This window comes from Streptomyces sp. FIT100 (genome assembly GCF_024584805.1).
Lineage (GTDB): Bacteria > Actinomycetota > Actinomycetes > Streptomycetales > Streptomycetaceae > Streptomyces.
The window spans coordinates 5,647,238-5,673,929 of the sequence record NZ_CP075715.1 but is presented as its reverse complement, the minus strand read 5'-3'; the positions used below and the strand labels follow the sequence as shown (position 1 = coordinate 5,673,929).

Genomic DNA, 26,692 nt, shown 5'->3' with positions numbered 1-26,692 from the left:
ACGGTTACGTGTGGGGACGTACCGACGAAGGAATTTGGCATGGCCATTTCATAGACGCAAGGGTCTGGACCAATCCAGGCCGAAAATACGGCGGCGCCCCCGGCCACTTGGGCCGGGGGCGCCGCCATGCGCGCGGGGCGGACCGCTACGACGAGGTGGCCTTCTCGAGCCGCTCGGCCACATGCCCCACCCATGCGGTGAACTCCGCCCGGTCGTGCGCCTCGCTCCCGCACAGGGCGGCGGCCTGCGGATCCGTGATCCGCTCGGGCCCCTCCGTGTCCAGCAGCCGGTGCAGCTCCTTCATCACGGACGTGAGCCGCTGTGCATCGGGGTGCTCGATCGCGTCGACCCCGTGTCCGGGGCCGAGAGTCGTGGAACCAGGCATGTCGTCCTCCTCGGCGCGAGCCCCCCTTCCCCAGCAGCGTAGGCCCGCAGGACGTGAGCCGCCCCCGGCCGGACTGTGGGGGACCGGCGGGGGGCGGTGTTCACGGGGCGGGCCCACGGGGGCCCGCCGGGGGGCGTCAGCCCATGTGCGGGTAGCCGTACTCGGTCGGCGGGACCAGCGTCTCCTTGATCGCGCGGGTCAGCGTCCAGCGCATCAGGTTCTGCGGGGCGCCCGCCTTGTCGTTCGTACCGGAGGCGCGGCCGCCGCCGAAGGGCTGCTGGCCGACGACGGCGCCGGTCGACTTGTCGTTGATGTAGAAGTTGCCCGCGGCGTAGCGCAGCTTCTCCATCGCGTCGGCCGCGGCGGCACGGTCGCCGGCGATGATCGAGCCGGTCAGCGCGTACGCCGACACCGACTCCATCTGCTCCAGCATCTCGTCGTACTTGTCGTCCTCGTAGACGTGCACGGCGAGGATCGGGCCGAAGTACTCGGTCGTGAAGACCTCGTTCTCCGCGTCGGTGCACGCGATGACCGTCGGGCGGACGAAGTAGCCGACCGAGTCGTCGTAGGTGCCGCCCGCGACGATCGTGCAGCTCGGGTCCTGCTTGGCGCGGTCGATCGCGGCCTTGTTCTTGGCGAAGGCACGCTCGTCGATGACGGCGCCGATGAAGTTCGACAGGTCGGTGACGTCACCCATCGTGATGCCGTCGACCTCGGCCGCGAACTCCTCCTTGAAGCCGGAGTTCCAGATGGAGGCCGGGACGTAGGCGCGCGAGGACGCGGAGCACTTCTGGCCCTGGAACTCGAAGGAGCCACGCGTCAGCGCGGTCTTCAGGACGGCACGGTCGGCGCTCGGGTGGGCGACGACGAAGTCCTTGCCGCCCGTCTCGCCGACGATGCGCGGGTAGGAGCGGTACTTCTCGATGTTGCTGCCGACCGTCTTCCACAGGTGCTGGAAGGTCCTGGTCGAGCCGGTGAAGTGGATACCGGCCAGCATCGGGTGGTTGAGGGCCACCTCGGAGACGGCGATGCCGTCGCCCGTCACCAGGTTGATGACGCCCTTGGGCAGGCCCGCCTCCTCCAGGAGCTGCATCAGCAGCACGGCGGCGTGGGTCTGCGTCGGGGACGGCTTCCAGATGACGACGTTGCCCATGAGGGCGGGGGCGGTGGGCAGGTTGCCCGCGATGGCCGTGAAGTTGAACGGCGTGATCGCGTAGACGAAGCCCTCCAGCGGGCGGTGGTCCAGACGATTCCAGACACCCGGGGAGTTGGCCGGCGGCTGCTCGGCGAGCAGGTCGCGGGCGTACTTGACGTTGAAGCGCCAGAAGTCGACGAGCTCGCACGGGGTGTCGATCTCGGCCTGCTGCGCGGTCTTCGACTGGCCGAGCATGGTGGAGGCGGCCAGCGTCTCGCGCCAGGGGCCGGCCAGCAGCTCGGCGGCGCGCAGGATGATCGCGGCACGGTCGTCGAAGGACATCGCGCGCCACGCCGGGGCGGCGGCGAGCGCGGCGTCGATCGCGTCCTGCGCGTCCTGCTGGGTGGCACCGCGGAAGGTGCCGATGACGGCCCGGTGGTTGTGCGGCTGGACGACCTTGAACTCCTCGCCGCCGCCCATCCGCTTCTGGCCGCCGATGGTCATCGGCAGGTCGATGGGGTTCTCGGCCAGCTCCTTGAGCTTGGCCTCCAGCCGGGCGCGCTCGGGCGAACCGGGGGCGTAGCCGTGCACCGGCTCGTTGACCGGGGCGGGGACCTGGGTCACAGCGTCCATGAGTTCCGTGGCTCCTTTGCGAGGGGGTGGGGAGGGCTCGGGGGTGTCCGGTTCTGGGCCCTGGTATCAGTTCTTGGTGATCATCGAGCGTACGAAGAACAGCAGGTTCGCCGGCTTCTCGGCGAGGCGGCGCATGAAGTAGCCGTACCAGTCCGTGCCGTACGCCGTGTAGACGCGCATCCGGTGGCCCTCGGCGGCCAGGCGGAGGTGCTCGTCGCCGCGGATGCCGTACAGCATCTGGAACTCGTACTCATCCATCTTGCGCCCGGCGCGGCGCGCGAGCTCCTGGGTGATGGCGATGAGCCGCGGGTCGTGGGACCCGATCATCGGGTAGCCCTCGCCCTCCATCAGGATCCTGAGGATGCGGACGTACGCCTTGTCGATCTCGGCCTTGTCCTGGAGGGCGACGGAGGCGGGCTCCTTGTAGGCGCCCTTCACGATGCGCACACGGCTGCCGTTCGCGGCGAGGCGGCGGGCGTCCTCCTCGGTGCGGAAGAGGTACGCCTGGATGACGCAGCCGGTCCCCGGGAAGTCCTTCCGCAGCTCCTCGTGGATGGCGAACATCGAGTCGAGGGTGGTGTGGTCCTCGGCGTCGAGCGTGACGGTGGTGCCGATGGCGGCGGCGGCCTCGACGACCGGGCGGACGTTCGCGAGCGCCAGCTCGTGGCCGTTCTCCAGCGCCTGGCCGAACATCGAGAGCTTGACCGACATCTCGGCCTTCGTGCCGAGGCCGAGCGGCTTCAGCCGCTCGATCAGCTCCAGGTAGGCGTCGCGCGCCGCGGTGGCCTGCTCCGGGGTGGTGATGTCCTCGCCGACGACGTCCAGGGTGACCTCGAGCCCGCTGCCGGTGAGGTCCGTGACGATCGGGACGACCTGGTCGACCGTCTCACCGGGGATGAACCGGTTGACGACCGGCTTGGTCACCGGGGCCGCGGAAACAAGACGACGCATCTTGTCGCTGCGCGACGCGGCGAGGATCACGGGACCCAGCACGGGGCACCTCCTACGGAAGGACAGACGGGGCCGGACCGGGTCGAAGCGGAACACAGCGCAACGGGTCAGGTACGGCACGGAGAACCACCGTGAAACCTAAATATCGCTCCGATGCTGGGCCATCGACAGCTGTCACGCATCCGGGCCCAGCTCTTCAGACATATGTCTGAAAGGGCGCCGGAACGGTGCGAGAATGTCCGGGTGAAGGGCGATTACCAGGAACTGGTGGACGAGATCTCCGGGCTGCTGGACGCCCCCGCGACCCTGGAGAACCGGGACTTCGGACTGATCGCCTTCGGTGCGCACGACAGCGACGACGACACGGCGATGGACCCGGTCCGTACGCGCTCGATCCTGACCAGGAAGTCCACCCCGGCGGTGCGCGCCTGGTTCGAGGGCTTCGGTATCGCCCGCGCGACGGGCCCCGTAAGGATCCCGGCGGCCCCGGAGGCCGGGGTCTTCCGCGACCGGATCTGTCTGCCGGTCCGCCACCGCGGGATCGCCCTCGGCTACGTCTGGCTCCTCGATGCCGACCCCGGCCCCACCCACGCCCAACTGGCCGCCGCCATGGAGGTGACCGAGCGGATCGGCGGACTGCTCGCGGACGAGGAACGGGCGGGGTCCGATCTCTCGCGGGAGTTCCGCACGGTGCTCACGGCCGAGCGGGGCCCCCGGTACGACATGGCGGTCACCGCCCTCCGCTCGGCGCTGGGACCGGCCGGCGAGGGCCTCCACGCCGTGGTCTGCCTGGCACCGTGGCCGTCGGGCGACGCACCCTCGGCACGTACGGTGCCGGGGGCATCGGCGCTGTGCACCATGCCCTGGCCGGGCCCGGCGGGCAGGGCCGCCCCCGTGGACGGCTCCCCCGCCGCAGCGGGCCAGGCCCTTGGCGTACTGGTCCGGCTGCGGGCCGCCGACGCCCTCACGCCCGCCGTCGCCGCCGCGACCCGCTTGGGCGCCGCCTCCGGCCAGGTTTCCGTCGCGGGGATCGCCCTCCCCCGCCGCGGCCTGGGCCTGCTCAGCACCTCCTGGCGCGAGGCCGCCTCCGCCGCCCGCGCCGTCCTCGCCCAGCCGCGGCTCGGCCCGGTCGCCGACTGGTCCTCCATCGGCCCGTACCGCCTGCTCACCGCGCTGCCGCCGGCCCCGTCCCCCGACCCTGCGGCCGGGCCCCTGCTGACCCCGGCGCACTCCGAACTCGCCCGCACGGCCGAGGTGTTCCTCGACTGCGCCGGCCAGGCCGGCCGTGCGGCGTCGGCCCTCGGCATCCACCGCCAGACGCTCTACTACCGGCTCTCGCGCGTCGAACAGCTGACCGGACTCGATCTGGACAAAGGCGAGGACCGGCTGCTGCTGCACATGGCCCTCAAGGCCGCCCGGCTCTAGGGGGTGTCCGGCTCCAGGGGTGTCCGATGGATCACGGATCAGGCGCCCGGACAGCGCGGCGCCCCCGCCCCTGGACACCCGTACGCGACGGTGTCCAGGAGCGGGGGCGCGCCGAACGGGCGGGCGCCGCCCGGAATCAGTCGGTCAGGTTCACCGTGCGGGCCGACGTCGCGCCGATCTCCTCGGCGATCTCGCTCAGCACGGACTGCGGAACGGTGTCGTCGACGGTGAGCACGACCACCGCCTCGCCGCCCTCCTCCTGGCGCGAGACCTGCATGCCGGCGATGTTGAGCCCGGCCTCGCCGAGGATCCGGCCGACCGTGCCGACGACGCCCGGACGGTCCTCGTAGCGCAGCACGACCATGTGGTCGGCGAGCGCCAGGTCCACGTCGTAGTCACCGACGGCGACGATCTTCTGGAGGTGCTTGGGACCGGCCAGCGTGCCGGAGACGGCGACCTCCTCGCCGTTCGCGAGGGTGCCGCGCACGGTCACCACATTGCGGTGGTCCGGGGACTCGGAGCTGGTGGTGAGGCGGACCTCGACGCCCCGCTCCTGCGCGAACAGCGGCGCGTTGACGTACGACACGGTCTCGTCGACCACGTCCTCGAACACGCCCTTCAGCGCGGAGAGTTCGAGCACCTTCACATCGTGCTGGGTGATCTCGCCGTAGACCTCGACATCGAGCCGGACCGCGACCTCGCCCGCCAGCGCGGTGAAGATCCGGCCCAGCTTCTCGGCGAGCGGCAGGCCCGGGCGGACGTCCTCGGCGATGACCCCGCCCTGGACGTTGACCGCGTCCGGCACCAGCTCACCGGCGAGCGCGAGGCGCACCGACTTGGCGACCGCGATACCGGCCTTCTCCTGCGCCTCGTCCGTGGACGCGCCGAGGTGCGGGGTGCAGACGACCTGGTCGAACTGGAAGAGCGGGGAGTCGGTGCACGGCTCCTTGGCGTACACGTCGAGGCCCGCGCCCGCGACCCGGCCCTCCTTGAGGGCGGAGGCCAGCGCCTCCTCGTCGACGATGCCGCCACGCGCCGCGTTGACGATGCGGACGGACGGCTTGACCTTGTGCAGCGCCTCGTCGCCGATCAGGCCGAGCGTCTCGGGGGTCTTGGGGAGGTGGACGGTGATGAAGTCCGAGACCGCGAGGAGCTCGTCCAGCGTGAGCAGCTTGACGCCCATCTGCGCGGCGCGCGCGGGCTGTACGTACGGGTCGTAGGCGACGATCTTCATGCCGAACGCGGACATGCGCTGGGCGACCAGGACGCCGATCCGACCGAGGCCGACGACGCCGAGGGTCTTCTCGCTGAGCTCCACGCCCGTGTACTTCGAGCGCTTCCACTCGCCGACCTTCAGCGCGGCGTTGGCCTGCGGGATGTTCCGCGCGGTGGCGACCAGGAGGCCGCACGCGAGCTCGGCCGCGGTCACGATGTTGGACGTCGGGGCGTTGACGACCATCACGCCCGCCTTGGTGGCGGCGGCGACGTCCACGTTGTCCAGACCGACACCCGCGCGGGCGACGACCTTCAGCCGGCTCGCGGCCGCCACCGCCTCGGCGTCCACCTTGGTGGCGGAGCGGACGAGGATCGCGTCCACGTCCGCGATGGCGGGGATCAGCTGGGCGCGGTCCGCGCCGTCGCAGTGCCGGATCTCGAAGTCCGGACCGAGCGCGTCCACCGTCGCGGGCGACAGCTCTTCGGCAATGAGTACAACGGGTTTACGGGTCGCAGTGCTCACGTGAGTCCTCACTGGTCCAATGCGGACGGCCGTCCCGACGGCCGCATGCGGTGGAGGGGCTAGCCGCGTGGAAGACGCACGACGCTGTGGGCCTGACCTGACGCGTATGTGTTGACCACTGTAGTGGTGTGGGAGGGCTGGTTTTCCGCCTTGGCGGAAGGATCACCCGTCCGTGGTTGGACCAGTTGTCCAACCACCGTCCAAGGACGGTTCAGGGTCCGTCCAACGGCCGTACGGCGGGCCGTACGACAGGCCGTACGACGACGCGCGGCGGGCCCCGGAGGGACCCGCCGCGCCGAGGTCTACGCCTCCTCGTTGTCGACCCAGCTCATGAGCTTGCGCAGCTCCTTGCCGGTGGTCTCCAGCAGGTGGTCCTCGTCCTGCTGCTTGTACTCGTTGTACTTCTTCAGACCGCCGTGGTACTCGTCCATCCAGTTCTTGGCGAACGTGCCGTCCTGGATCTCGGCGAGGACCTTCTTCATCTCGGCCTTGGTCTGGTCCGTGATGATGCGGGGGCCGGTGACGTAGTCGCCCCACTCGGCGGTCTCGGAGACCGACCAGCGCATCTTCTCCAGGCCGCCCTCGTACATGAGGTCCACGATCAGCTTCAGCTCGTGGAGGCACTCGAAGTACGCGATCTCCGGCTGGTAGCCCGCCTCGACCAGCGTCTCGAAGCCCGCCTTCACCAGCGCGGCGGTGCCACCGCAGAGGACGGCCTGCTCACCGAACAGGTCGGTCTCGGTCTCCTCGGTGAACGTGGTCTTGATGACGCCGGCGCGCGTGCCGCCGATGCCCTTGGCGTACGAGAGCGCCAGCGCGAAGGCGTTGCCGGAGGCGTCCTGCTCGACGGCGGCGATGCAGGGAACACCGCGGCCCTCCTCGTACTGGCGGCGGACCAGGTGGCCCGGGCCCTTGGGGGCGACCATGGCGACGTCGACACCGGCCGGCGGCTTGATGAAGCCGAAGCGGATGTTCAGGCCGTGGCCGAAGAAGAGGGCGTCGCCGTCCTTCAGGTTGTCCTTGACGGACTCCTCGTACACCTGGGCCTGGATCGGGTCCGGCACCAGGATCATGATGACGTCGGCCTCGGCGGATGCCTCCGACGGCGTCACCACGCGCAGGCCCTGCTCCTCGGCCTTGGCCTTGGACTTGGACCCCTCGTGCAGACCGACGCGGACGTCCACACCGGAGTCACGGAGCGACAGCGCGTGGGCGTGGCCCTGGCTGCCGTAGCCGATCACCGCGACCTTGCGGCCCTGGATGATGGACAGGTCGGCGTCGTCGTCGTAGAACAGCTCGGCCACTGGGTTTCTCCTTGGGTGTTCTGGTGTTGCGTCCCACCGTACGGCGGGGAGGGATGTAGGGGTTCGTGAGTCTCGGTATGCGGGCGCGGCGCCGCGGCGGGCGGGTTACGCGCTGCGGTCGAGGGCTCGCAGGCTGCGGTCCGTGATGGACCGCGCGCCGCGCCCTATGGCGATCGTGCCGGACTGGACGAGCTCCTTGACGCCGAACTGCTCCAGCATCTTCAGCATGGCGTCCAGCTTGTCACTCGAACCGGTGGCCTCGATGGTGACGGCCTCGGGCGAGACGTCCACGGTCTTGGCGCGGAAGAGCTGGACGATCTCGACGATCTGGGAGCGCGTCTCGTTGTCTGCGCGGACCTTCACCAGGACGAGCTCGCGCTGGATCGCGGCGCCGGGCTCGAGTTCGACGATCTTCAGGACGTTGACCAGCTTGTTGAGCTGCTTGGTCACCTGCTCCAGCGGCAGGTCCTCGACGTTGACCACGATGGTGATGCGGGAGATGTCGGGGTGCTCGGTGATGCCGACGGCGAGCGAGTCGATGTTGAAGCCGCGACGGGAGAACAGGGCGGCGATCCTGGCGAGGATGCCCGGGGTGTTCTCCACCAGGACGGAGAGCGTGTGCTTGGACATGGTCGTGGTGTCTCTCTCTACTCTCTCTGACTCTCGCTGCCGGTTCAGTCGTCTTCGTTGTCGCCGAAGTCGGGGCGGACCCCGCGGGCGGCCAGGACCTCGTCGTTGGAGGTGCCGGCGGCGACCATCGGCCACACCATGGCGTCCTCGTGGACGATGAAGTCGACCACGACCGGGCGGTCGTTGATCGCGTTGGCCTCGGCGATGACCTTGTCCAGATCGGCCGGGTCCTCGCAGCGCAGGGCGACACAGCCCATGGCCTCGGACAGCTTCACGAAGTCCGGGACGCGGGTGCCCTTGCGGGGCGCCTGGCTCGCGCCGACCTGGGAGCCGGTCGTGTGGTGGCCGGTCTCGTCGGCGTGCAGGACGGTGCTGGAGTAGCGCTCGTTGTAGAAGAGCGTCTGCCACTGGCGGACCATGCCGAGCGCGCCGTTGTTGATGATCGCGACCTTGATCGGGATGTCGTTGAGCGCGCAGGTGACCAGTTCCTGGTTGGTCATCTGGAAGCAGCCGTCACCGTCGATCGCCCAGACCGTACGGTCCGGCATGCCGGCCTTGGCGCCCATCGCGGCCGGGACGGCGTAGCCCATGGTCCCGGCGCCGCCGGAGTTCAGCCAGGTGGCCGGCTTCTCGTAGTCGATGAAGTGGGCGGCCCACATCTGGTGCTGGCCGACGCCGGCCGCGTAGACGGTGCCCTCGGGAGCGAGCTGGCCGATGCGCTGGATGACCTGCTGCGGCGAGAGGCTGCCGTCCTCCGGCAGGTCGTAGCCGAGCGGGTAGGTCTCGCGCCAGCGGTTCAGATCCTGCCACCAGGCGGTGTAGTCGCCGGTGTTGCCCTCGTTGTGCTCGGCCTGGACGGCCTGGACCAGATCGGCGATGACCTCGCGGGCGTCACCGACGATCGGGACGTCCGCGGCGCGGTTCTTGCCGATCTCGGCCGGGTCGATGTCGGCGTGGACGATCTTGGCGTACGGGGCGAAGCTGTCCAGCTTGCCGGTGACACGGTCGTCGAAGCGGGCGCCGAGGGCGACGATCAGGTCGGCCTTCTGCAGCGCGGTGACGGCGGTGACCGCACCGTGCATGCCCGGCATTCCCACGTGCAGCGGGTGGCTGTCGGGGAACGCGCCCAGCGCCATCAGGGTGGTGGTGACGGGGGCGTTGGTGAGCTCCGCGAGGACCTTCAGCTCGGCGGTGGCGCGGGCCTTGAGGACACCGCCGCCGACGTACAGCACGGGGCGCTTGGCCTGCGTGATCAGCTTCGCGGCCTCGCGGATCTGCTTGGAGTGCGGCTTGGTGACCGGCCGGTAGCCGGGGAGGTCGGTCCCCGGCGGCCAGCTGAAGACGGTCTGCGCCTGGAGGGCGTCCTTGGCGATGTCGACGAGGACCGGTCCCGGGCGGCCGGTGGAGGCGATGTGGAACGCCTCGGCGATCGTGCGCGGGATGTCCTCGGCCTTGGTGACCAGGAAGTTGTGCTTGGTGATCGGCATCGTGATGCCGCAGATGTCCGCCTCCTGGAAGGCGTCGGTGCCGATGGCCTTGCTGGCGACCTGGCCGGTGATCGCGACCAGCGGGACGGAGTCCATGTGGGCGTCGGCGATCGGGGTGACCAGGTTGGTGGCGCCGGGGCCGGAGGTCGCCATGCACACGCCCACCTTGCCGGTGGCCTGGGCGTAGCCCGTGGCGGCGTGACCGGCACCCTGCTCGTGCCGGACCAGGATGTGACGGACCCGGGTGGAGTCCATCAGCGGGTCGTACGCGGGGAGGATGGCGCCGCCGGGGATGCCGAACACCGTGTCGGCCCCGACTTCCTCGAGAGAGCGGATGAGGGACTGCGCGCCCGTGACGTGCTCAGGGGTGGCGGAGGGCTGTCCGCCGGTGCGGGCCCGCGGCTGCGGATGGTGGGCCCCGGTGGCCTGCTCGGTCATCGGCATTCTCTTCTCGAAGCTGAGGGTTTTGTGCGGGTCTCGAAGCGGGGAGTGGTGCAGGGGTTATGCGGTGGTTTAGGTAGTTCCAGTGCAACAAAAAACCCCTCGTGCCGGTAGGCAAGCGAGGGGAGCGCGCCGGTGCGGTTGCAGAGCCCGTGCAGGGCTTGCTTCAGCCGACGCGCTTTCCAAGTACGAGAATTCGGGTGCGCATGGCACTGACCCTCCCCCCGGCGCACTGGCACTGTCAAGTGGGTGGGACAGGCGTCTCATTATTTGAACGCATTGGGGTGAGTCCGAGGACTTCGTGGCCGGCTGGCGCATGGCCGCCCGCCGTATGAGCGCCCGCCGTGTGACCGGCCGACGCATGGCCGGCTGAGGCATGCCCGGCTGACGCATGGCCCGCCGACGGGGAACAGCGGACCGGGAGGGAGCCCGCGGTCACGACGGGCAGGGCGCCCTGGGAGGCGGTCCCCGGCACCGGATACTCCCCGTGGGCCAGGGCACGGCGCAGCCGGTACTCGTCCAGCGGCCCCGAGAAGGCCATTCCCTGGCCGTGGCTGCACCCCATGGCCCGCAGAGCGAGCACCTGCTCCGGGACGTCCACACCGTCCGCCACGGACTGCATGCCGAGATCGCAGGCGATGCGGAGCAGTCCACTGGTGATCTTGTGCAGCCTGGCCGACTCCACGACCCCCTCGACCAGTCCCCGGTCGAGCTTCAGCACGTCGACGGGGAGCCGCCGCAGCGCGTTGATCGCGGCATAGCCGCTGCCGAAGCCGTCCAGGGCGATCCGTACGCCGAGTCTGCGCAGCGCGACGAGTCGCTGCTCCAGCTCGTCGAAGGAGATCCGGGGGTCGCTGTCGGCGAGCTCCAGCATGAGCGCGCCGGAGGGCAGGCCGTGGCGCGTGAGCAGCGCCTCGATGGAGCCCAGCGGCAGGGAGCGGTCCAGCAGCCGCCGTGCGGAGAGCCGGACCGAGACCGGGGCCTGGTGGCCGAGACGGCTGCGCTCGGCTGCCTGCTCGACGGCTTCCTCCAGGAGCCAGCGGCCGAGCTCGGCGGTGCGCTCGCTGTCGTCGGCGACCCGGAAGAACTCGGCGGGCGTGAAGAGGATGCCCTGCGCGGAGCGCCACCGGGCCTGGGCCGCGACAAGGGTGATCCGGCCCGTGGCGAGATCGACGACCGGCTGGTGGAGCAGGGCGAACTCGCCGTCGTGGAGGGCCGCGCGCAGCCGTGTGGCCAGTTCGGTGCGCCGGACGACCTCGGCCTGCATCTGGGGCGCGTACAGCTCGACGCGGTCCTTGCCGCCCGCCTTGGCCCGGTACATGGCCAGGTCCGCGTTGCGCAGCAGCTCGCCGGCGCTGATGCCCGGCTCGGCGAAGGCGACACCGATGGAGGCCGCGACCCGCACCTCGCTGCCCTCCACCCGGTACGGCTGGGAGAGCATGAGGCGCAGCCGGTCGGCGATGTCGTGCACCCGGCACTCGCGCCCGGACTGGTCCCGGGCGCCGTCGCCGATGATGAGGGCGGCGAACTCGTCGCCGCCGAGCCGGGCCGCCGTATCACCGGCCCGCACGGACTCCTGGAGGCGGCGGGCGGCCTGGATCAGCAGTTCGTCGCCGGCCTGGTGGCCGAGGCGGTCGTTCACCCCCTTGAAGCCGTCCAGGTCGATGAAGAGCACCGCCGTCCCGGCGTCGCCCGCTCGGCGGCCGCCGAGGGCCTGGCGGACCCGCTCGGTGAACAGCGCCCGGTTGGGCAGGTCGGTGAGCGGGTCGTGCTCGGCGTTGTGCTGCAACTGGGCCTGCAGACGCACCCGTTCGGTGACGTCCCGGCTGTTGAAGATCAGCCCGCCCTGGTGGCGGTTGACCGTCGACTCGACGTTGAGCCACTGGCCGGTGCCGGACCTGAAGCGGCACTCGATGCGGGTCGTGGGCTCCTCCGCAGGAGGCGCGGCGAGAAACCGGCGCACTTCGTGGACGACCCGGCCGAGGTCCTCGGGGTGGATGAGGGACGCCAGCTCGGCACCGACGAGCTCCTCCGCGTCCCGCCCGTACACACCGGCGGCGGCCGGGCTGACGTAGCGGAGTATGCCCGTGGGGGCGGCGATCATGATGACGTCGCTGGAGCCCTGCACCAGGGAGCGGAAGTGGTTCTCCTTCTGGGCCAGTTCATGGGTGAGGGCGATGTTGTCCAGCAGCATGATGCCCTGCCGCACGACCAGGGCCAGGACGACCGTGCAGCCGGTGAAGACGACCACCTTGTCGACGCGGCGGCCCTCGATGACGTTGTAGAGGATCCCGAGCGTGCAGACGGCTGCTGCCAGATACGGCGTCAGGGCCGCGATCGAGCCGGTGATGGGGCGGCTGAACGCCGGATGGGCGGGGGCAGGGCGGGGGCCGCGCGGAAGCGCGGGGACCGGCTCCTGCCGGCGCACGCCCCAGGGCGCGTAGGCGAGGAGGAGCGAGCCGGCGAACCAGCCCGCGTCGAGCAGCTGCCCCGAGCGGTAGCTCTCGCGGAGCAGTGGTGAGGTGAACAGGGCGTCGCACAGGACGGTCAGGGCGAGTGCGGCGATCGCGGTGTTGATCGCCGGCCGGTTGGCGTTCGACCGCCGGAAGTGCAGGGCGAGGACCATGCTGACGAGGACGATGTCCAGCAGCGGATAGGCGAGCGACAGCGCCGCCTCGGCCACGCTCTCCCCCTGGGAGTGCGCCGTGTGGGCCAGCGCGAGGCTCCAGGAGAGCGTCAGCAGGGAGCCGCCGATCAGCCAGGAGTCGAGGGCGAGGCAGACCCAGCCGGCCCGGGTGACCGGGCGCTTGGCGAGGACGAGCAGCCCGATGATGGCGGGTGGCGCGAAGCAGAGGAAGAAGAGATCGGCGAGGGACGGGCTCGGCACCTCACGGCCGAGCACCACCTCGTACCAGCCCCAGACCGCGTTTCCGCACGCGGCCATGGCGGAGGAGATGGCGAACAGGACCCAGGCGGGCCGAAAACGGCTGCCGCGTCTGCGGGCGAAGAGGAAGCAGGAGACCGAGGCGAGCAGGGCGGCGAAGCTGAGCCCGAAGTCGCCCATGATCAGTGCGAGTTGCTCGGAGCCCCAGCCGAAGGCGGCACCGAGCGCATAGCCTCCGCTGGCGAGACCGAGCAGCACCTGGGGAAGCCTGCCCGTCCCGCTCTCGGAGACCGGCGGCCGGGTGAGGAGGACGCCCGAGGTGCTCACCGCGCCTCCCCTGACAGCGCTTTCAGCCGGCTCCTCCTCGGGAGACGGCGCTTCAGGGCACGCCTCGGAGCACGCGGGACTGGTCGGCGGCACCTCTGCCGCGTCGGATCGTTGGTCCATTGGCCGTGCATCGCCCGTCGCCCCCCTCGAAGTCTCGTCGCGCCGCAGCGCCGTCCCGTGTACGACGCAGCCCCCAACTCGGGACGATACACCAGTCCCGTCACTCAGGGACAGGGGTTCTCTACGCTCCGTGACCAACGGGCGCATTGCAGGCACGCCGTGCATCCGGACGACTCCACTGAGTGTCCGCGCACAAGGGGCGGACGTCCACCGCGAAGAGGCGATTACTCCGTCGTGTGGACCACGTTGCGCAACGCCTCCCCCGCCGCGAACCTGGTGAGCTGCCCGGCGAGCAGCCGCTTGGCACGGGGCAGGAACGCCGAGGTGGAGCCCCCGACATGAGGGCTGATCAGCACGCCGGGAGCGTGCCACAGGGGGTGCCCGGCGGGCAGCGGCTCGGGGTCGGTGACATCGAGCGCGGCGGTGATGCGGCCGCTCTCCACCTCCGCGAGCAGCGCCTTCGTGTCGACGACCGGTCCGCGGGCGACGTTCACCAGCAGCGCCCCGTCCTTCATCCGCGCCAGGAAGCCGGCGTTGGCCAGATGGTGGGTGGCGGGGGTGAGCGGGGTGGAGAGGATGACCACGTCCGCCTCGGGGAGCAGATCCGGGAGTTGGGAGAGCTGATGCACCTCACCGCGCTCCGTGGTGCGGGCCGAGCGCGCGACGCGCGCCACCCGCGCGCACTCGAAGGGCGTGAGCCGGTCCTCGATCGCGGCGCCGATCGAGCCGTAGCCGACGATGAGGACCGACTTGTCGGCGAGCGCCGGATAGAAGCCGGCGCGCCACTCCTCCTGCCGCTGGCCCTCGACGAAGCGGGGAATGCCGCGCAGCGAGGCGAGGATCAGGGCAAGGGTGAGCTCGGCGGTGCTGGCTTCGTGGACTCCCCGGGCGTTGCACAGGCGTACGCCGGGGTGCAGCGAGCCGAGGCCGGGCTGCACGTGGTCGATCCCGGCCGAGAGCGTCTGGACGACCTGCACCGACGCCATGGCGGCCAGCGGGCGTACCGCGATCTCCGTGCCCTTCATGTACGGCACGACGTAGAAGGCGCAGTCGGCGGGGTCGGCCGGAAGGTCGTCGCCGCCGTCCCAGAAGCGGTAGTTGAGCCCCGACGCGGCGGGCTCGGGGAGCCCGTCGATCTCGTCGGCCGGGATGGGGAGCCATACGTCTGCAGCAGTCATGGTCAGGAGGCTATGCGAAGTGCGGCAGAAGGCAGAGGTTAGTTTTGGGGACGGCACAGGGAGGGGTACGGGCAGGTGGAGCGCAGGACAATCGGTGCGGCGGCGCTCGGGGTGGGCGCGATCGGCCTCGGCTGTATGCCGATGAGCTGGGCGTACACCAGTTCGCAGCAGCGTGGTGACCGCTCGCTGCGCACGGTGCACGCGGCGCTCGACGCCGGTGTGAGTCTGCTCGACACGGCCGACATGTACGGCCCGTTCACCAACGAGCTGCTTCTCGGACGCGTACTGAAGGAGCGGCGGGCCGACGCCTTCGTCTCGACCAAGGTCGGGCTGCTCGTCGGCGATCAGCACATCGTCGCCAACGGGCGGCCGGGATACGTGCGGCGGGCCTGCGACGCGTCGCTGCGGCGGCTCGGGACCGATGTGATCGACCTCTACCAGCTGCACCGCGCGGACCCGGAGGTGCCGGTGGAGGAGACCTGGGGCGCGATGGCCGAGCTCGTGTCCGCGGGCAAGGTCCGGGCGCTGGGGCTCTGCGCGGTGGGGGCGCGAGCCTCGCGGAGACCGGGCGCGGGGCTGTACGAGGGAACGATCCGCCAACTCGCCCGGGTGCAGCAGGTGTTCCCGGTGAGCGCGGTGGAGGCGGAGCTGTCGGTGTGGTCGCCGGAGGCGCTCTCGCGGCTGCTGCCGTGGTGCGAGGCGCGCGGAGTGGGCTTCCTGGCGGCGATGCCGCTCGGCAACGGCTTTCTGACGGGCACGCTGACGCCGGGCGAGGGCTTCGAGCCGGACGATCTGCGGGCGCGGCATCCGCGCTTCACGGCGGAGATGATGGCGTCGAACCAGCCGCTGGTGGCGGGGTTGCGGCGGGTCGCGGAGCGGCATGGTCCGGATGCGACTCCGGCGCAGGTGGCGCTGGCGTGGGTGCTGGCGCAGGGCCGGCACGTGGTGCCGGTGCCGGGTGCCAAGCGGGAGTGCTGGGCCGTGGAGAACGCGGCGGCCGCGGGGCTCGCGCTGACCGCGCGGGACCTCGCCGAGCTCGCGGGACTGCCGCCGGCCAGGGGATCCTGGGACTGAGCGGTCCGCGGGGATCGGGAACCTCGGGCGGGGCTGCGGTGTATGAACAGTGGACGTGGGGCTCATCCGGCTCACGTGGCCCGCTCACCCGGCGAAGGGATCAGACCCGTGCAACGACCATCTGTGACGGCCGTGCTGGCTGCCGCCGCCCTGCTGCTCGCATCCGGTTGCTCGTCCGGCGGCGACGGGGCGGCGGACCAGGCGGGCGGACGCCAGGGGGCGCCGACCAGCCCCGTCTCGCCGTCCGGCACGGGCGGCCCGCCGGCGGAGGAGACCCCGCCGGCCAAGGGGTCGGTGAAGGTGGCGTCGACGCTGTCCGAGGACCTGAAGTCGCCGTGGGGCCTGGCCGCCCTGCCGGACGGCGATCTGCTGGTGTCCTCCCGGGACGAGGGCACGATCACCCGCATCGACACCGCGAGCGGCAGGAAGACGGAGATCGGTTCCGTCCCCGGCGTCTCCCCGGCCGGCGAAGGCGGGCTGATGGGCCTGGCCGTCTCCCCGTCCTTCGCCTCGGACCGCCTTGTCTACGCGTACTTCACGACGGAGTCGGACAACCGCATCGCCCGCATGCTGTACGACGAGAGGAAGCCGGCCGGGCAGCAGCTCGGCGCTCCGGACACGATCCTGCGCGGCATCCCGAAGGGCTTCATCCACAACGGCGGCCGGATCGCCTTCGGCCCGGACCGGATGCTCTACGCGGGGACGGGCGAGACGGGTGACAGAGGGCTCGCCCAGGACAAGGAGTCGCTCGGCGGCAAGATCCTCAGGATGACCCCGGACGGCCGGCCGGCGCACGGGAACCCCTCGGCGGACTCCGTGGTGTATTCGTACGGCCACCGCAATGTGCAGGGCCTGGCCTGGGACGCCGAGAAGCGGCTGTGGGCCGCCGAGTTCGGTCAGGACACCTGGGACGAGCTGAACCTCATCGAGCCGGGCAAGAACTACGGCTGGCCCGAGGTGGAGGGCACGGGCGGCGGTTCCGGCTTCGTGGACCCGGTGGCCCAGTGGCGGACCGCGGAGGCGTCACCGAGCGGGATCGCCTACGCCAAGGGCTCGATCTGGATGGCGGGCCTGAGGGGCGAGCGCCTGTGGCGGATCCCGCTGGCGGGCCGGGAACCTTCCGCGGAGCCCCAGGCGTTCCTCGAGGGAGATCACGGCCGCCTCCGCACGGTCCTGCCGGTCGGCGGGGCGGACGGCGGCAGCGGCGTCTGGCTGGTCACCAGCGAGACGGACACCAGAGGTACGCCCGAGGCCGGGGACGACAAGATCCTCCGGCTGGAGGTGCAGTGAGAGGTGGGCGGCTTGTGTTCAACATGATCGAGGACCTCTTCGCGCCCAGCCGCAAGCACACCGAGGACGAGCGCAACCGGCTTCAGCTCACGCGTGTGGACGTCGGCGACGGCGATCCCGGCCACGGCGAGATAGACCTGGCGTCCGGGAAGGTCGTCATACGCACCCGGCGCCCGGAGCCCGAGGCACCGGGGGTCTGACAGGCGGGGGGCTGCTCCGGAGAGCAAGGCGAGTCCGGAGAGCCAGGCAGGCCCGGAAACCGGGCTGGTGCCGAGAGGCCGGCTGGTCCTGAGAGCCGGGCTGGCCCGGAGAGGCCGGGCTGGCCCGGAAAGCCAGGCAGGCCCGGAAAGGCCGGCTGGTCCGGAGAGCCAGGCGAGTCGGGAGAGACCGGGCTGGCCCGGAGGGCCCGGCAAGCCCGGAAAGGCCGGGCTGGTCCCGAGGGTCCGGACTGGCCAGGAGACCCGGGCTGGTCCCGAGAGGCCGGGCTGATCCCGAGAGGCCAGGGGCCAAGGCGGCGTGACTCGACGCCGGCGGGGCCCCGGCGTCGTCGGGCGGGCGCCCCGGTGGGCGGCGGGGACCGCCGGCAGGTGGAGGCTGCCGCGTGATGGGCTCAGGCCGTCACGGGGAAGAGCCGGAGACGGTGGGCGAGGGCGGCGGCTTCGCCTCGGCCGGTGACCCCCAGCTTGGCCAGGATGTTGGAGACATGCACGCTCGCGGTCTTGGGTGAGATGTAGAGCTCCTCGGCGATCTGGCGGTTGGTCCGGCCTGCCGCGACCAGGCGCAGGACGTCCTGTTCGCGAGGGGTCAGCCCGAGTTCCTCGGCGGGCGCGGGCACGGCGGCCGGGGCGGCCGCGGGGTCCGGGCCGGTGAGCCTGAGTCGGGCGCGCTGGGCGAGCTGGGTGACGGCTTCGGCGAGCGGACGGGCGCCGAGGCGCTCGGCGGTCGCGTGGGCCGGGCGCAGCAGCTCGGCCGCTCGGTCACGCTCCCCGGCGGCCAGCAGCGACTCGGCCGTGCGATGGCGGACACGGGCCACGTCGTAGGGGCGGTCGACCGTGGCGAAGGCGTCCATCACCGCTGCCCAGTCCTCCGGCGTGTCCCGTCGGTCGGCGCGGAGCAGCTCGGCGCGCAGCCACTGCTCGTAGGCGGTCCAGACCGGCGCGGGGGTGGCGAGCGTCTTGGCGGCCCCGCGGATGCGGGCGAGCGCTTCGGCGCGGCCCGGATCGGCGGTGGGCAGCCCGCGGGCATCGGCCTCGGTGGTCGCGGCGGCGAGCAGCAGCGGCCAGGCGTAGCGCTGGACACCTGGCGGGAGCCCGGTGCCGAGGGCCCGCTCCAGTTCGCCGCGGGCGTCCAGGACGCGTCCCTCGCCCGCGGCGACGCCGATGGCGATGCGGGCCAGCGGGAGGGACTGCTGCGGCATGGGATCGTGGCTGCCGTAGTGGTCATGGGCGTCGGCGAGCCGGCGGGCCGCCTCGTCCATGTCGCCCCGGGCGAGCGCCAGATACGCGAGCCGGGCGGCTCCGCCGCCGCGCGGTTTGGCGCTGTGCCCGACGCGCTCGGCATGGCCCGCCGCCTCCGCGGCCTCGTCCCAGCGCCCGAGAGCGTAGAGCGATTCGGACAGGTTGCCCCAGACCCAGGCTTCGGAGTCCAGCAGACCGTACTTCCTGCACAGGGCGAGGCCCTCTTCGAGGATGTGCACGGCTTCCGCGGAGCGGCCGACGCCTTCCAGGGCGGAGGGGAGGTTCACATGGCTGCGGCCGACCACGGGGGCGACGCCCAGTTCGCGGACGCGGTCCCTGACCTCGTACATCTCGGCGAGTCCGGCCTCGACATCGCCCGCGTCGACCATCAGGCCGCCGAGGGTGATGCGGGCGTTCATCTCGATCTCACGGGCGCCGACCATGCGGGCGTACTCGACGGCGCGTTCCGCCGCGGCGAGGGCGTCGGGGCCGGGCTCGTGGAGCATGCACCAGCCGGCGACGCCGGCGAGTACCTCGGCGTGCACCTCGGACGGCGGCAGCCCGCGGACCAGGTCCTGGGCGGTGGCCAGTTCCGTCCAGCCGTCGCCCCGGCCCTGGGTCTGCACCAGCCGGGAGCGCTGGACCCAGAACCAGGCGGAGCGCAGCGGATCCTTCTCGTCCTCCAGCAGCCGCAGCGCCCGTTTGATGATCTTCAGGGCGCGGTCCCGCTCGGCGCAGAGCCGGCCGGCGACGGCCGCCTCGGCCATGAGGTCGAGGTACCGCAGCGGCGTGGTGGCCGGGTCGCAGCCGCAGGGCGGGTAGACCTCGGCGTAGTCGACGGGCCGGAGTCCGTCGCGCACGTCCTCGGGGACGTCGTCCCACAGCTCCATCGCCCGTTCCAGCAGGCGGAGTTGCTCGGAGTAGGCGTGCCGGCGGCGGGCCTCGACGGAGGCGTGGAGCACGGCGGGGAGCGCCTTGGCCGCGGCGTGGGCGTGGTACCAGTAGCTGGCGAGGCGCGCGGCGCGCTGGTCGGCCGGGACGAGTCCGGGGCCGGCCTCCAGGGCCTCGGCGTAGCGGCGGTTGAGGCGGGAGCGCTCGCCGGGCAGCAGGTCGTCGCTGACGGCTTCGCGCACGAGCGAGTGGCGGAAGCGGTAGCCGTCCCCGTCGGGCGTGGCGAGCAGGATGTTGGCTCCCACGGCGGCCCTGAGCGCTTCGATCAGTTCGTCCTCGCCGAGGCCCACGACGGCGGCCAGCAGCGGGTATTCGACGGTGGAGCCGCCTTCGGCGACGATCCGGGCGACGCGCTGGGCGTGTTCGGGAAGCCCTTCGACGCGGACGAGCAGGAGGTCGCGGAGGGAGTCGGTCAGTCCGGTGCAGCAGCCCTCGTAGGAGGCGACGGAGAGCTCCTCGACGAAGAAGGCGTTGCCGTCGGAGCGTTCGAAGATGTCGTCGACGAGGGAGGGGGCGGGCTCGGTGGCGAGGATGCCGGCCATCTGCCGGGCGACCTCGTCGCGGCTGAAGCGGGGCAGCTCGATGCGCTGGACGGTGCGCAGCCGGTCGAGTTCGGCGAGGAGGGGCCGCAGCGGGTGGCGGCGGTGGATGTCGTCGGCGCGGTAGGTGGCGATGACGACGAGACGACCGCGGCGCAGGGTGCGGAAGAGGTAGGCGAGGAGATGGCGGGTGGAGGCGTCGGCCCAGTGCAGATCCTCCAGCACGAGGACGACCGTGCGGTCGGCCGCCAGGCGTTCGAGCAGGCGGACGGTGAGCTCGAAGAGCCGGGCCATGGCCTCTTCGTCGTGCCGGTCCTGCCGGCGCGCCGCCCCGCCCAGATCGGGCAGCAGCCTGGCGAGCTCCTCCTCGCGCCCGGCCGCCGCCGCGGCGAACTCGTCCGGGAGCGATCGGCGCAGGCTGCGCAGGGCGGTGGAGAAGGGGGCGAAGGGCAGCCCGTCCGCCCCGATCTCCACGCAACCGCCCAGGGCGACGACGGCGTCCTTGCCGCACGCCTCGTCGCGGAACTCCTCGATGAGCCGGGTCTTGCCCACGCCGGCCTCGCCCGCGACGAGAAACGCCTGAGGCTCTCCCGCGGTGGCGCGGGAGAGCGCATCGGCGAGCACGGTCAGTTCGCCGGCGCGGCCGACGAACACGGGGCTGACAGACCTGGTCTCCACGCCGTTGAGCATCGCACAGCCGTCCGAGGCAGCGGCACCGGATATCGGACCGGTCGTCATGGCCGCGCGGTCAGGCGGCACGCGCGAACCGGCTCCGGGTACTCACCCGCCTTTCGGGATCGTTCTCGGCGGACCCGCGGGCGGACAGCCGGGCGGCCCGGCGGGCCTGGCGCGCCTCGCGGAGCAGCCGCTCGGCGTCCGCGCGGCGGATCAGTTCGGCCTGCATCACCTGGTGGAGTTCGTACGCGAACATGGGGTTCTCCCTGGGGCGAGGTGTCGGCGGCTCGTGTGAGCCTCGCGTTCTGCGATGCCTCGACTCTCGTCTCCCAGGGGGTGCACCCGCATCGGGAGAGTGCCGCATCTTCGCGGCCCGGGGGCCTTAGGTGCGGTGTCCCGGGGCGCCGGTCCGCCCTAAGGCCCCGCCTCAGGGGTCAGCTGCTGCCGTCGGCCCGGGCCGTCCTGTGGTCGTCGCGCCCCGCCGCGCGCCGTTCGCGCCACTCGGGGGCGAGCACGGACCAGACCTCCATGTCGTGGCGGACGCCCTGCCAGGGGAAGCTCTCGCGCAGGACGCCGTCGAGGGTGAAGCCGAGCCGCTTGGCGACGCCGATGGAGCGGTGGTTGGCGGAGGAGGCGAGCCATTCGACGCGGTGCATGCCGCGCTCGTCGACCGCCCAGTCGATGAGGTGCGTGACGGCCTTGGTGATGAGTCCGCGGCCGGCCGCGGAGGGCTCCAGCCAGACGCCGACCTCGCAGTACTCGTTCTGGGTGTCGAAGATCCGGAAGAGCACGCCGCCGACGAGGGTGCCGTCGAGCCGGATGCCGTGGAGCCGGCCCGTGTCCGCGGCCTGCTTGTCGGCGTAGTTCTGGAGGAAGGTGCGGGCGGTCCCGGTGTCGGTGACCGTCACCGTGAAGGGCACCCACGGACCGGCGTACTCGCGCGCACGCTCGACATGGGCGCGGAACTCCTCGCTCTGCCACGGTTCGAGGTTCTGCAGTTCGGCGCCGTCTCCCAGGGGTATGGAGAACATCCCGCTCCTTGTCGCTTCTTCGTCGATGCGTCCGGGCTACCGCGCGAGCGGGCTGTCCTCGCTCATGCGCATGTCCGGGATCCTCGCACGCGGACTCTCCCTGTTCGCGGGAGTTTCGATGCTGATGCGCGGCAGGCGCCGGTCCAGCCATCCCGGCAGCCACCAGTTGGCGCCGCCCAGCAGGTGCATCAGCGCGGGCACGAGGAGCGTACGGAGCACAAAGGCGTCCAGTGCGACGGCCGCGGCGAGGCCGATGCCGAACATTGCGATGACCCGGTCGCCGCTGAGCACGAACGCGAGGAACACGGAGATCATGATGATCGCCGCCGAGTTGATCACGCGGCTGGTCTCGGCGAGGCCGACCCGCACGGCCCGCCTGTTGTCCCCGGTCTCCAGCCACTCCTCGTACATCCGGCTGACGAGGAAGACCTGGTAGTCCATGGACAGCCCGAAGAGCACGGAGATCATGATCACGGGCAGGAAGGGCTCTATCGGCCCGGCGCTGCCCAGGCCGAGCAGCTCACTGCCCCAGCCCCACTGGAAGATCGCCACCACGACGCCGAAGGCCGAGGCGACGGCGGCCACGTTCATCAGGGCGGCCTTGAGGGGGATGCCGACGGAGCGGAAGGCGAGCAGCAGGAGCAGGCTGCCGAGCGCGATGACGACGCCCGCGAAGAGCGGCAGTTTGCCGACGATGACCTCGGCGAAGTCGTCGTAGCCGGCGGTCACGCCGCCGACGTGGACCTCCAGCGAGGTGCCGCTCTCGGCCGCCGGCAGGACGGTCTCGCGCAGCCGGTCGACCAGTGCGCTGGTCCGCTCCGACTGGGGCGACGACTCGGGGACGACGGTGAGCACGGCGGTGTCGGTGCTGCCGTTGTACGTCACGGGCCCGACGGAGGCGATGCCCGAGGTGTCCCGGAGCGTGGCGGGCAGCCCGTCGAGCGCCAGCCGGTCGTCGGCGCCGTCGAGCTCGGCCACGAGGGCCAGCGGGCCGTTGACCCCGGGCCCGAAGCCCTCGGCGATCAGGTCGTAGGCCGCACGCGTCGTGCTGGACGCCGGGCCGTTGCCCTGGTCCGAGGTGCCGAGATGGAGCGAGAGGGTGGGGACGGCGAGCACCAGCATCACCACGGCCGCGACCGCGCCCAGCGCCTTCGGGTGGTGCTCGACGAAGGCGGACCAGCGCGCGGCGAACCCGGTCGGCAGCTCGGGCCGGGGTCCGCGCCGGGCGAGCCGGCGCCGCTCGGGCCGGCTCAGCGCCCGCATCCCGATGAGGGAGAGCAGCGCGGGCAGCAGGGTCACGGAGGCGGCGACGGTGAGGACGACGGTGAGACAGGCCGCGATCGCCACTCCGTTGAGGAAGGAGAGCCGCAGGATCAGCATGCCGAGCAGGGCGATGCAGACGGTCGCTCCGGCGAAGACGACGGCTCGTCCGGTGGTCGCGACGGCCTCCTCGGCGGCTTCGGCCACGGTCAGTCCGCGTCTGAGGCCCTTGCGGTGCCGGGTGACGATGAACAGCGCGTAGTCGATGCCGACACCGAGACCGATCAGCAGACCCAGCATGGGGGCGAAGTCGGCGACGTCCATGACATGCCCGAGGAGGGCGATGCCCGCGTACGCCGTGCCGACACCGACCAGGGCGGTGGCGATGGGCAGGAGGCTGGCGGCGAGCGAGCCGAAGGCGAGGAAGAGGACGACGGCGGCGACGGCCACTCCGACGATCTCGGCGGCGTGGCCGGAGGGCGCTTCGGTCAGCGCGACGGCGCTGCCGCCGAGTTCGACCCGGAGCGTGTCGTTCCCGGCGGACTTGGCGGTGTCCACGACGGCCTGCACCTGACTCACGGGCAGGGCGTCGGTCTGCTTGTCGAAGATGACGGTGGCGTAGGCGGTGCGCCCGTCCTCGCTGATCCGCCCGGGCTCGCCGGTCTGCCCGGGCTCACTGGTCGAACGGGACGCGGTCTCACGGTCCTTGCCGGAGTCGGATGTACCCGCCTCACCCTTTTCATCAGACTTGCCGGACTTACCGGATTTGCCTTCTTTGGCCGCCTTGGCCGCCTTGGCTTCCTTGGCTTCCTTGGCTTCCTTGGCTTCCTTGGCTTCCTTGGCTTCCTTGGCTTCCTTGGCTTCCTTGACCGACTCGGCTGCCTTTGCCGCTTTGCTGGACTTGCCCGACCCACTCGCCCCTTCGCGGCCGGCCCCGCTGCCGACTTCGGCGCCACTCGCGTCGTACGGACCCGTGACCGAGGCGACCCCGTCCAGCCGGGCGATCTCGTCGAGCGCTCTCACCATGCGCTTCTCGACGGCGGCGGCCCGGACACCGCCGTGGGTCGCGTGCCAGACGACGGTGCCGTCGGCTCCGCCCTGCCCGGGGAAGCCCTCCTGGAGGAGTTGGGCGGCGCGACCCGATTCGGTGCCGGGGATCTCGTAGTCGTTGGAGTACGCGCTACCCGCGAGGGTGGCCGAGACCGAGGCGCCGCCGAGCGCGAGCAGCCAGAGCAGGACGGCGACAAGACGGTGCCTGATGCACCACCGGGCGATGGCGGCCAACGGACGAGCTCCCTGGTGGTTCGTGGATCTTCACTGGAAACTGCCCGCAAAGAACACATGACCTTATGGGGAATCACTCTGTCAGGTGTTGGTGATCGTTGGTGCCTGTTCGCCCGGTTCGTGGCCATACTCACAGAGGTGCGGGGAATGCGGGGAACGCACCCCCGCATCCCGCGCACCCAGGAGCGCCGGTGTCTCCGCCCGGTCAGGCGTCAGCCGGAGACGCTGGGCCGGCCGTTCTCGATGTGCCCCATCAGGCGCCGGCGGAAGCCGACGTCGCCGTCCGTGGTCACCTCGACGTCGTACCAGCCGTGGGCGTCGGCCGCCGAGTGGACGACGGTACGGCTGCGGCCCGGCTTGACCGTGAATTCCCGGGTCCAGTCGCGCAGGTCCTCGTCGTCGACATAGCCGAGCGGGCGCACGGTGAAGGTGATCGCGCGGTCCCCGTTGTTGCGGAAGGTGAGGTGCAGATCGCGGTCGTGGTGGTCGATGCGCGACGTGACCTCGGCGCCCGCGCCGACGGCGCGGCCGGCGAACTCGCGGCGGAAGCCGTTCGGCCCGGTGATCGTGAAGCGGTAGACGTCCCCGGTGAGGGGCACGCTCCACTCCCCCTGACCCCTGACGTCCTTGTGCTGCGGGACGGGGAACTCACCGGCGTACGGGTAGAGCGCGAAGTGCGCGCTCGCACGGCCCGTGTTGCTGAGGGCCACCGTCAGCGCTCCGTCGCCGAGCTTCACGGAGGCGTCCGGCTGGTACGGCAGCGGGCGGGCGCGCCGGGCTCCGGGCTCCTGCACGGGCATCCGCTGGACCGCCGGCGGCTGCGGCCGCCACCGGCCGGTGAACGGCGGGATCACTCCGGGCTGCTCGACCTCGGGCTGCGCCTGCCCCCGGCGGAAGTCGAAGGCCGACGTCAGATCGCCGGTGACGGTGCGCCGCCAGGCGGTGATGTTCGGCTCCTCGATCCCCGTCCACTTCTCCAGGAAGCGGACGACCGAGCTGTGGTCGAAGACCTCGGAGCAGACATAGCCGCCGACGCTCCACGGCGAGACGACGAGCAGCGGCACCCGGATGCCGAGCCCGGTGGGCAGGCCCTGCCAGCGCTCGTCGGTGTTGTCGGCGGGCGGTACCGGCGGCGGCACGTGGTCGTAGAAGCCGTCGTTCTCGTCGTAGTTGATCAGGACGACCGTGTGGCGCCAGACGTCGGGGTGCGAGCCGAGCGCGTCCAGCACCTTGTAGAGGAGGGTGGCGGAGGCGATCGGGGACGATGTTCCGGGGTGCTCCGAGTCGACCGCGGACGGCACGAGATACGACACCTCGGGCAGCGTGCCCGCCGCGACGTCCGCGCGAAACTGGTCGGCGAGCGAGCCGGTCTCGCCGCGCCGCAGCCCGCGCTCGAAGAGCGAGCGCTCCTCCGGGGGCAGGGTGGCGACGCCCTCCTCCAGGGCGGCCAGCAGCCGGTCCCGCTCGGCGGTGTCGGAGGTGTCGCGGACCTTCGCGTAGAAGGCTTCCATGTACGTGAAGTCGCCGGCCTTGGCGAGCGCCTTCCGCGCGACCTTCTTGAAGGTGGTGAAGAACTCGATGTTGTTGTCGGTGAAGTTCTCCCACTCCTGGTACGTCTTCCAGGTGCGGCCGGCCTTCTCCAGCCGCTCGGCGTACGTGGGCCACGGGTAGCCGGGGTGGCTGCCCTCGGAGTACGCGGCGTTGGTCACGGCCCTGCTGCCGTCGGCCTCGAAGCCCGTCCAGCCGCTCCACAGATGGTTGCGGTTGGGGCTCGTCGAGGTGTGGACCGAGGAGTGGTAGGCGTCGCAGATGGTGAACGTGTCGGCCAGCTCGTAGTGCAGCGGGATGTCACGGCGGTCGTAGTACGCCATGGTCGCCGCGGACTTGGCCGCGATCCAGCCGTCCATCCAGCCCTCGCGCCAGGCCCTGGCCCCGCCGCTCCAGGAATGGTCGAGATCGCCGATGTACTGGAGGTCCTTCTGCTGCGCCTCGGCGGCGTCGCGGACCGGGAAGGGCAGCACGGTGCGCTGCGCGTCCGGCTGCTCGAACACCGTCTTCCCGGTGGGGAGTTCGATGGCGTTGCGGTCGCCGAAGCCCCGGACACCGCGGAGGGTGCCGAAGTAATGGTCGAAAGAGCGGTTCTCCTGCATCAGGACGACCACGTGCTTGATCGCGCGGAGACCGCCGGAGGGCGGTTCGGCCGCCAGCGCCGCCTGCAGGGAGGGCGGCAGCAGGGACCCGGCGGCCGCGGCACCGAGGGCGCCTCCGCCGAGTGCGAACAGCCGTCGCCGTGAGATGTCCGTGGCCAAGTGATCCTCCCGAGTCAAGCGTTGTGGCCGGGAAGCTAGTGAGGGCAGATGGCGGACGAAAGGCCCACGGACGACTGCCGCATGAACGTCCAAGTGGCGCTCCGGGGAGTCCCGGCGAGATCACGCCATGCGATCAACGCGGCGGTGGGACAAGGCAATCCCGGGAAATGGCATCGTTGTCAGC

At 71.4% G+C, this 26,692-nt stretch carries 18 protein-coding genes; 4 read left to right on the top strand and 14 right to left on the bottom strand.

Annotated elements, in window-relative coordinates; genetic code table 11:
* Nucleotides 1-145 precede the first annotated feature (145 nt).
* The 3 genes from KK483_RS25575 to KK483_RS25565 form a co-directional block, all read right to left on the bottom strand.
* Entirely contained in the window at nt 146-385 is a 240-nt protein-coding gene (locus KK483_RS25575; protein ID WP_262007570.1) for a hypothetical protein, read from the bottom strand.
* A gap of 136 nt (nt 386-521) precedes the next feature.
* Nucleotides 522-2,153 (bottom strand): L-glutamate gamma-semialdehyde dehydrogenase, encoded by a 1,632-nt coding sequence (pruA, locus tag KK483_RS25570; RefSeq protein ID WP_262007569.1) that lies wholly within the window; start codon nt 2,151-2,153, stop codon nt 522-524.
* Nucleotides 2,154-2,219: 66 nt separating this feature from the next.
* Entirely contained in the window at nt 2,220-3,146 is a 927-nt protein-coding gene (locus KK483_RS25565) for a proline dehydrogenase family protein (protein WP_262007568.1), read from the bottom strand.
* Between the two features lie 201 nt (nt 3,147-3,347).
* Here KK483_RS25565 and KK483_RS25560 point away from each other — a divergent pair, with 201 nt between their 5' ends.
* A complete protein-coding gene (locus tag KK483_RS25560; protein WP_262007567.1) occupies nt 3,348-4,529 on the top strand; it encodes a CdaR family transcriptional regulator in 1,182 nt (393 codons plus the stop codon).
* Between the two features lie 136 nt (nt 4,530-4,665).
* Here KK483_RS25560 and serA read toward each other — a convergent pair whose 3' ends face one another.
* The 6 genes from serA to KK483_RS25530 all read right to left on the bottom strand — a co-directional run bounded on the left by serA (nt 4,666) and on the right by KK483_RS25530 (nt 14,638).
* Entirely contained in the window at nt 4,666-6,267 is a 1,602-nt protein-coding gene (serA, locus tag KK483_RS25555) for a phosphoglycerate dehydrogenase (RefSeq protein ID WP_262007566.1), read from the bottom strand.
* 302 nt (nt 6,268-6,569) lie between these two features.
* Nucleotides 6,570-7,571: a ketol-acid reductoisomerase gene (gene ilvC / locus KK483_RS25550; protein WP_262007565.1), complete on the bottom strand. Its 1,002-nt coding sequence runs from the start codon at nt 7,569-7,571 to the stop codon at nt 6,570-6,572.
* A 105-nt stretch (nt 7,572-7,676) separates the two neighbouring features.
* Nucleotides 7,677-8,201 carry an acetolactate synthase small subunit gene (gene ilvN / locus KK483_RS25545; RefSeq protein ID WP_262007564.1) on the bottom strand — a complete coding sequence of 175 codons (525 nt, stop codon included), beginning with the start codon at nt 8,199-8,201 and terminating at the stop codon, nt 7,677-7,679.
* Nucleotides 8,202-8,245: 44 nt separating this feature from the next.
* Complete coding sequence (locus KK483_RS25540) at nt 8,246-10,132, bottom strand: acetolactate synthase large subunit (protein ID WP_262007563.1); 1,887 nt, start codon at nt 10,130-10,132, stop codon at nt 8,246-8,248.
* Between the two features lie 238 nt (nt 10,133-10,370).
* Nucleotides 10,371-13,340, bottom strand: a complete 2,970-nt coding sequence (locus KK483_RS25535) for a putative bifunctional diguanylate cyclase/phosphodiesterase (RefSeq protein ID WP_399014878.1) — start codon at nt 13,338-13,340, stop codon at nt 10,371-10,373.
* Nucleotides 13,341-13,684: 344 nt separating this feature from the next.
* Nucleotides 13,685-14,638, bottom strand: a complete 954-nt coding sequence (locus KK483_RS25530) for a 2-hydroxyacid dehydrogenase (protein WP_262007562.1) — start codon at nt 14,636-14,638, stop codon at nt 13,685-13,687.
* A gap of 75 nt (nt 14,639-14,713) precedes the next feature.
* On the opposite strand from KK483_RS25530, the gene KK483_RS25525 reads away from it, so the two are divergent.
* The 3 genes from KK483_RS25525 to KK483_RS25515 all read left to right on the top strand — a co-directional run bounded on the left by KK483_RS25525 (nt 14,714) and on the right by KK483_RS25515 (nt 17,202).
* Entirely contained in the window at nt 14,714-15,712 is a 999-nt protein-coding gene (locus KK483_RS25525; protein WP_262007561.1) for an aldo/keto reductase, read from the top strand.
* Between the two features lie 108 nt (nt 15,713-15,820).
* Nucleotides 15,821-17,002, top strand: a complete 1,182-nt coding sequence (locus KK483_RS25520; protein ID WP_262007560.1) for a sorbosone dehydrogenase family protein — start codon at nt 15,821-15,823, stop codon at nt 17,000-17,002.
* A 23-nt stretch (nt 17,003-17,025) separates the two neighbouring features.
* Nucleotides 17,026-17,202, top strand: coding sequence for a DUF6191 domain-containing protein (locus KK483_RS25515; RefSeq protein ID WP_399016169.1), 177 nt, complete (start codon nt 17,026-17,028; stop codon nt 17,200-17,202).
* Nucleotides 17,203-17,612: 410 nt separating this feature from the next.
* Here KK483_RS25515 and KK483_RS25510 read toward each other — a convergent pair whose 3' ends face one another.
* The 5 genes from KK483_RS25510 to KK483_RS25490 form a co-directional block, all read right to left on the bottom strand.
* Nucleotides 17,613-20,687, bottom strand: coding sequence for a helix-turn-helix transcriptional regulator (locus KK483_RS25510; RefSeq protein WP_262007558.1), 3,075 nt, complete (start codon nt 20,685-20,687; stop codon nt 17,613-17,615).
* A gap of 10 nt (nt 20,688-20,697) precedes the next feature.
* A complete protein-coding gene (locus KK483_RS25505; protein ID WP_262007557.1) occupies nt 20,698-20,880 on the bottom strand; it encodes a hypothetical protein in 183 nt (60 codons plus the stop codon).
* A 178-nt stretch (nt 20,881-21,058) separates the two neighbouring features.
* A complete protein-coding gene (locus tag KK483_RS25500; RefSeq protein ID WP_262007556.1) occupies nt 21,059-21,655 on the bottom strand; it encodes a GNAT family N-acetyltransferase in 597 nt (198 codons plus the stop codon).
* Nucleotides 21,656-21,691: 36 nt separating this feature from the next.
* Nucleotides 21,692-24,199 carry an MMPL family transporter gene (locus KK483_RS25495; RefSeq protein WP_262007555.1) on the bottom strand — a complete coding sequence of 836 codons (2,508 nt, stop codon included), beginning with the start codon at nt 24,197-24,199 and terminating at the stop codon, nt 21,692-21,694.
* A gap of 212 nt (nt 24,200-24,411) precedes the next feature.
* Nucleotides 24,412-26,508, bottom strand: coding sequence for a phosphocholine-specific phospholipase C (locus KK483_RS25490; protein ID WP_262007554.1), 2,097 nt, complete (start codon nt 26,506-26,508; stop codon nt 24,412-24,414).
* Nucleotides 26,509-26,692: the final 184 nt, after the last annotated feature.

Excerpts from the sequence above, each read along its gene's own strand:
- KK483_RS25510 (WP_262007558.1), bottom strand. The coding sequence starts at position 20,687 with ATGACGACCGGTCCGATATCCGGTGCCGCTGCCTCGGACGGCTGTGCG.
- KK483_RS25530 (WP_262007562.1), bottom strand. The coding sequence starts at position 14,638 with ATGACTGCTGCAGACGTATGGCTCCCCATCCCGGCCGACGAGATCGAC.
- pruA (WP_262007569.1), bottom strand. The coding sequence starts at position 2,153 with ATGGACGCTGTGACCCAGGTCCCCGCCCCGGTCAACGAGCCGGTGCAC.
- KK483_RS25500 (WP_262007556.1), bottom strand. The coding sequence starts at position 21,655 with ATGTTCTCCATACCCCTGGGAGACGGCGCCGAACTGCAGAACCTCGAA.
- KK483_RS25540 (WP_262007563.1), bottom strand. The coding sequence starts at position 10,132 with ATGCCGATGACCGAGCAGGCCACCGGGGCCCACCATCCGCAGCCGCGG.
- ilvN (WP_262007564.1), bottom strand. The coding sequence starts at position 8,201 with ATGTCCAAGCACACGCTCTCCGTCCTGGTGGAGAACACCCCGGGCATC.
- KK483_RS25575 (WP_262007570.1), bottom strand. The coding sequence starts at position 385 with ATGCCTGGTTCCACGACTCTCGGCCCCGGACACGGGGTCGACGCGATC.
- KK483_RS25505 (WP_262007557.1), bottom strand. The coding sequence starts at position 20,880 with ATGTTCGCGTACGAACTCCACCAGGTGATGCAGGCCGAACTGATCCGC.
- KK483_RS25515 (WP_399016169.1), top strand. The coding sequence starts at position 17,026 with ATGATCGAGGACCTCTTCGCGCCCAGCCGCAAGCACACCGAGGACGAG.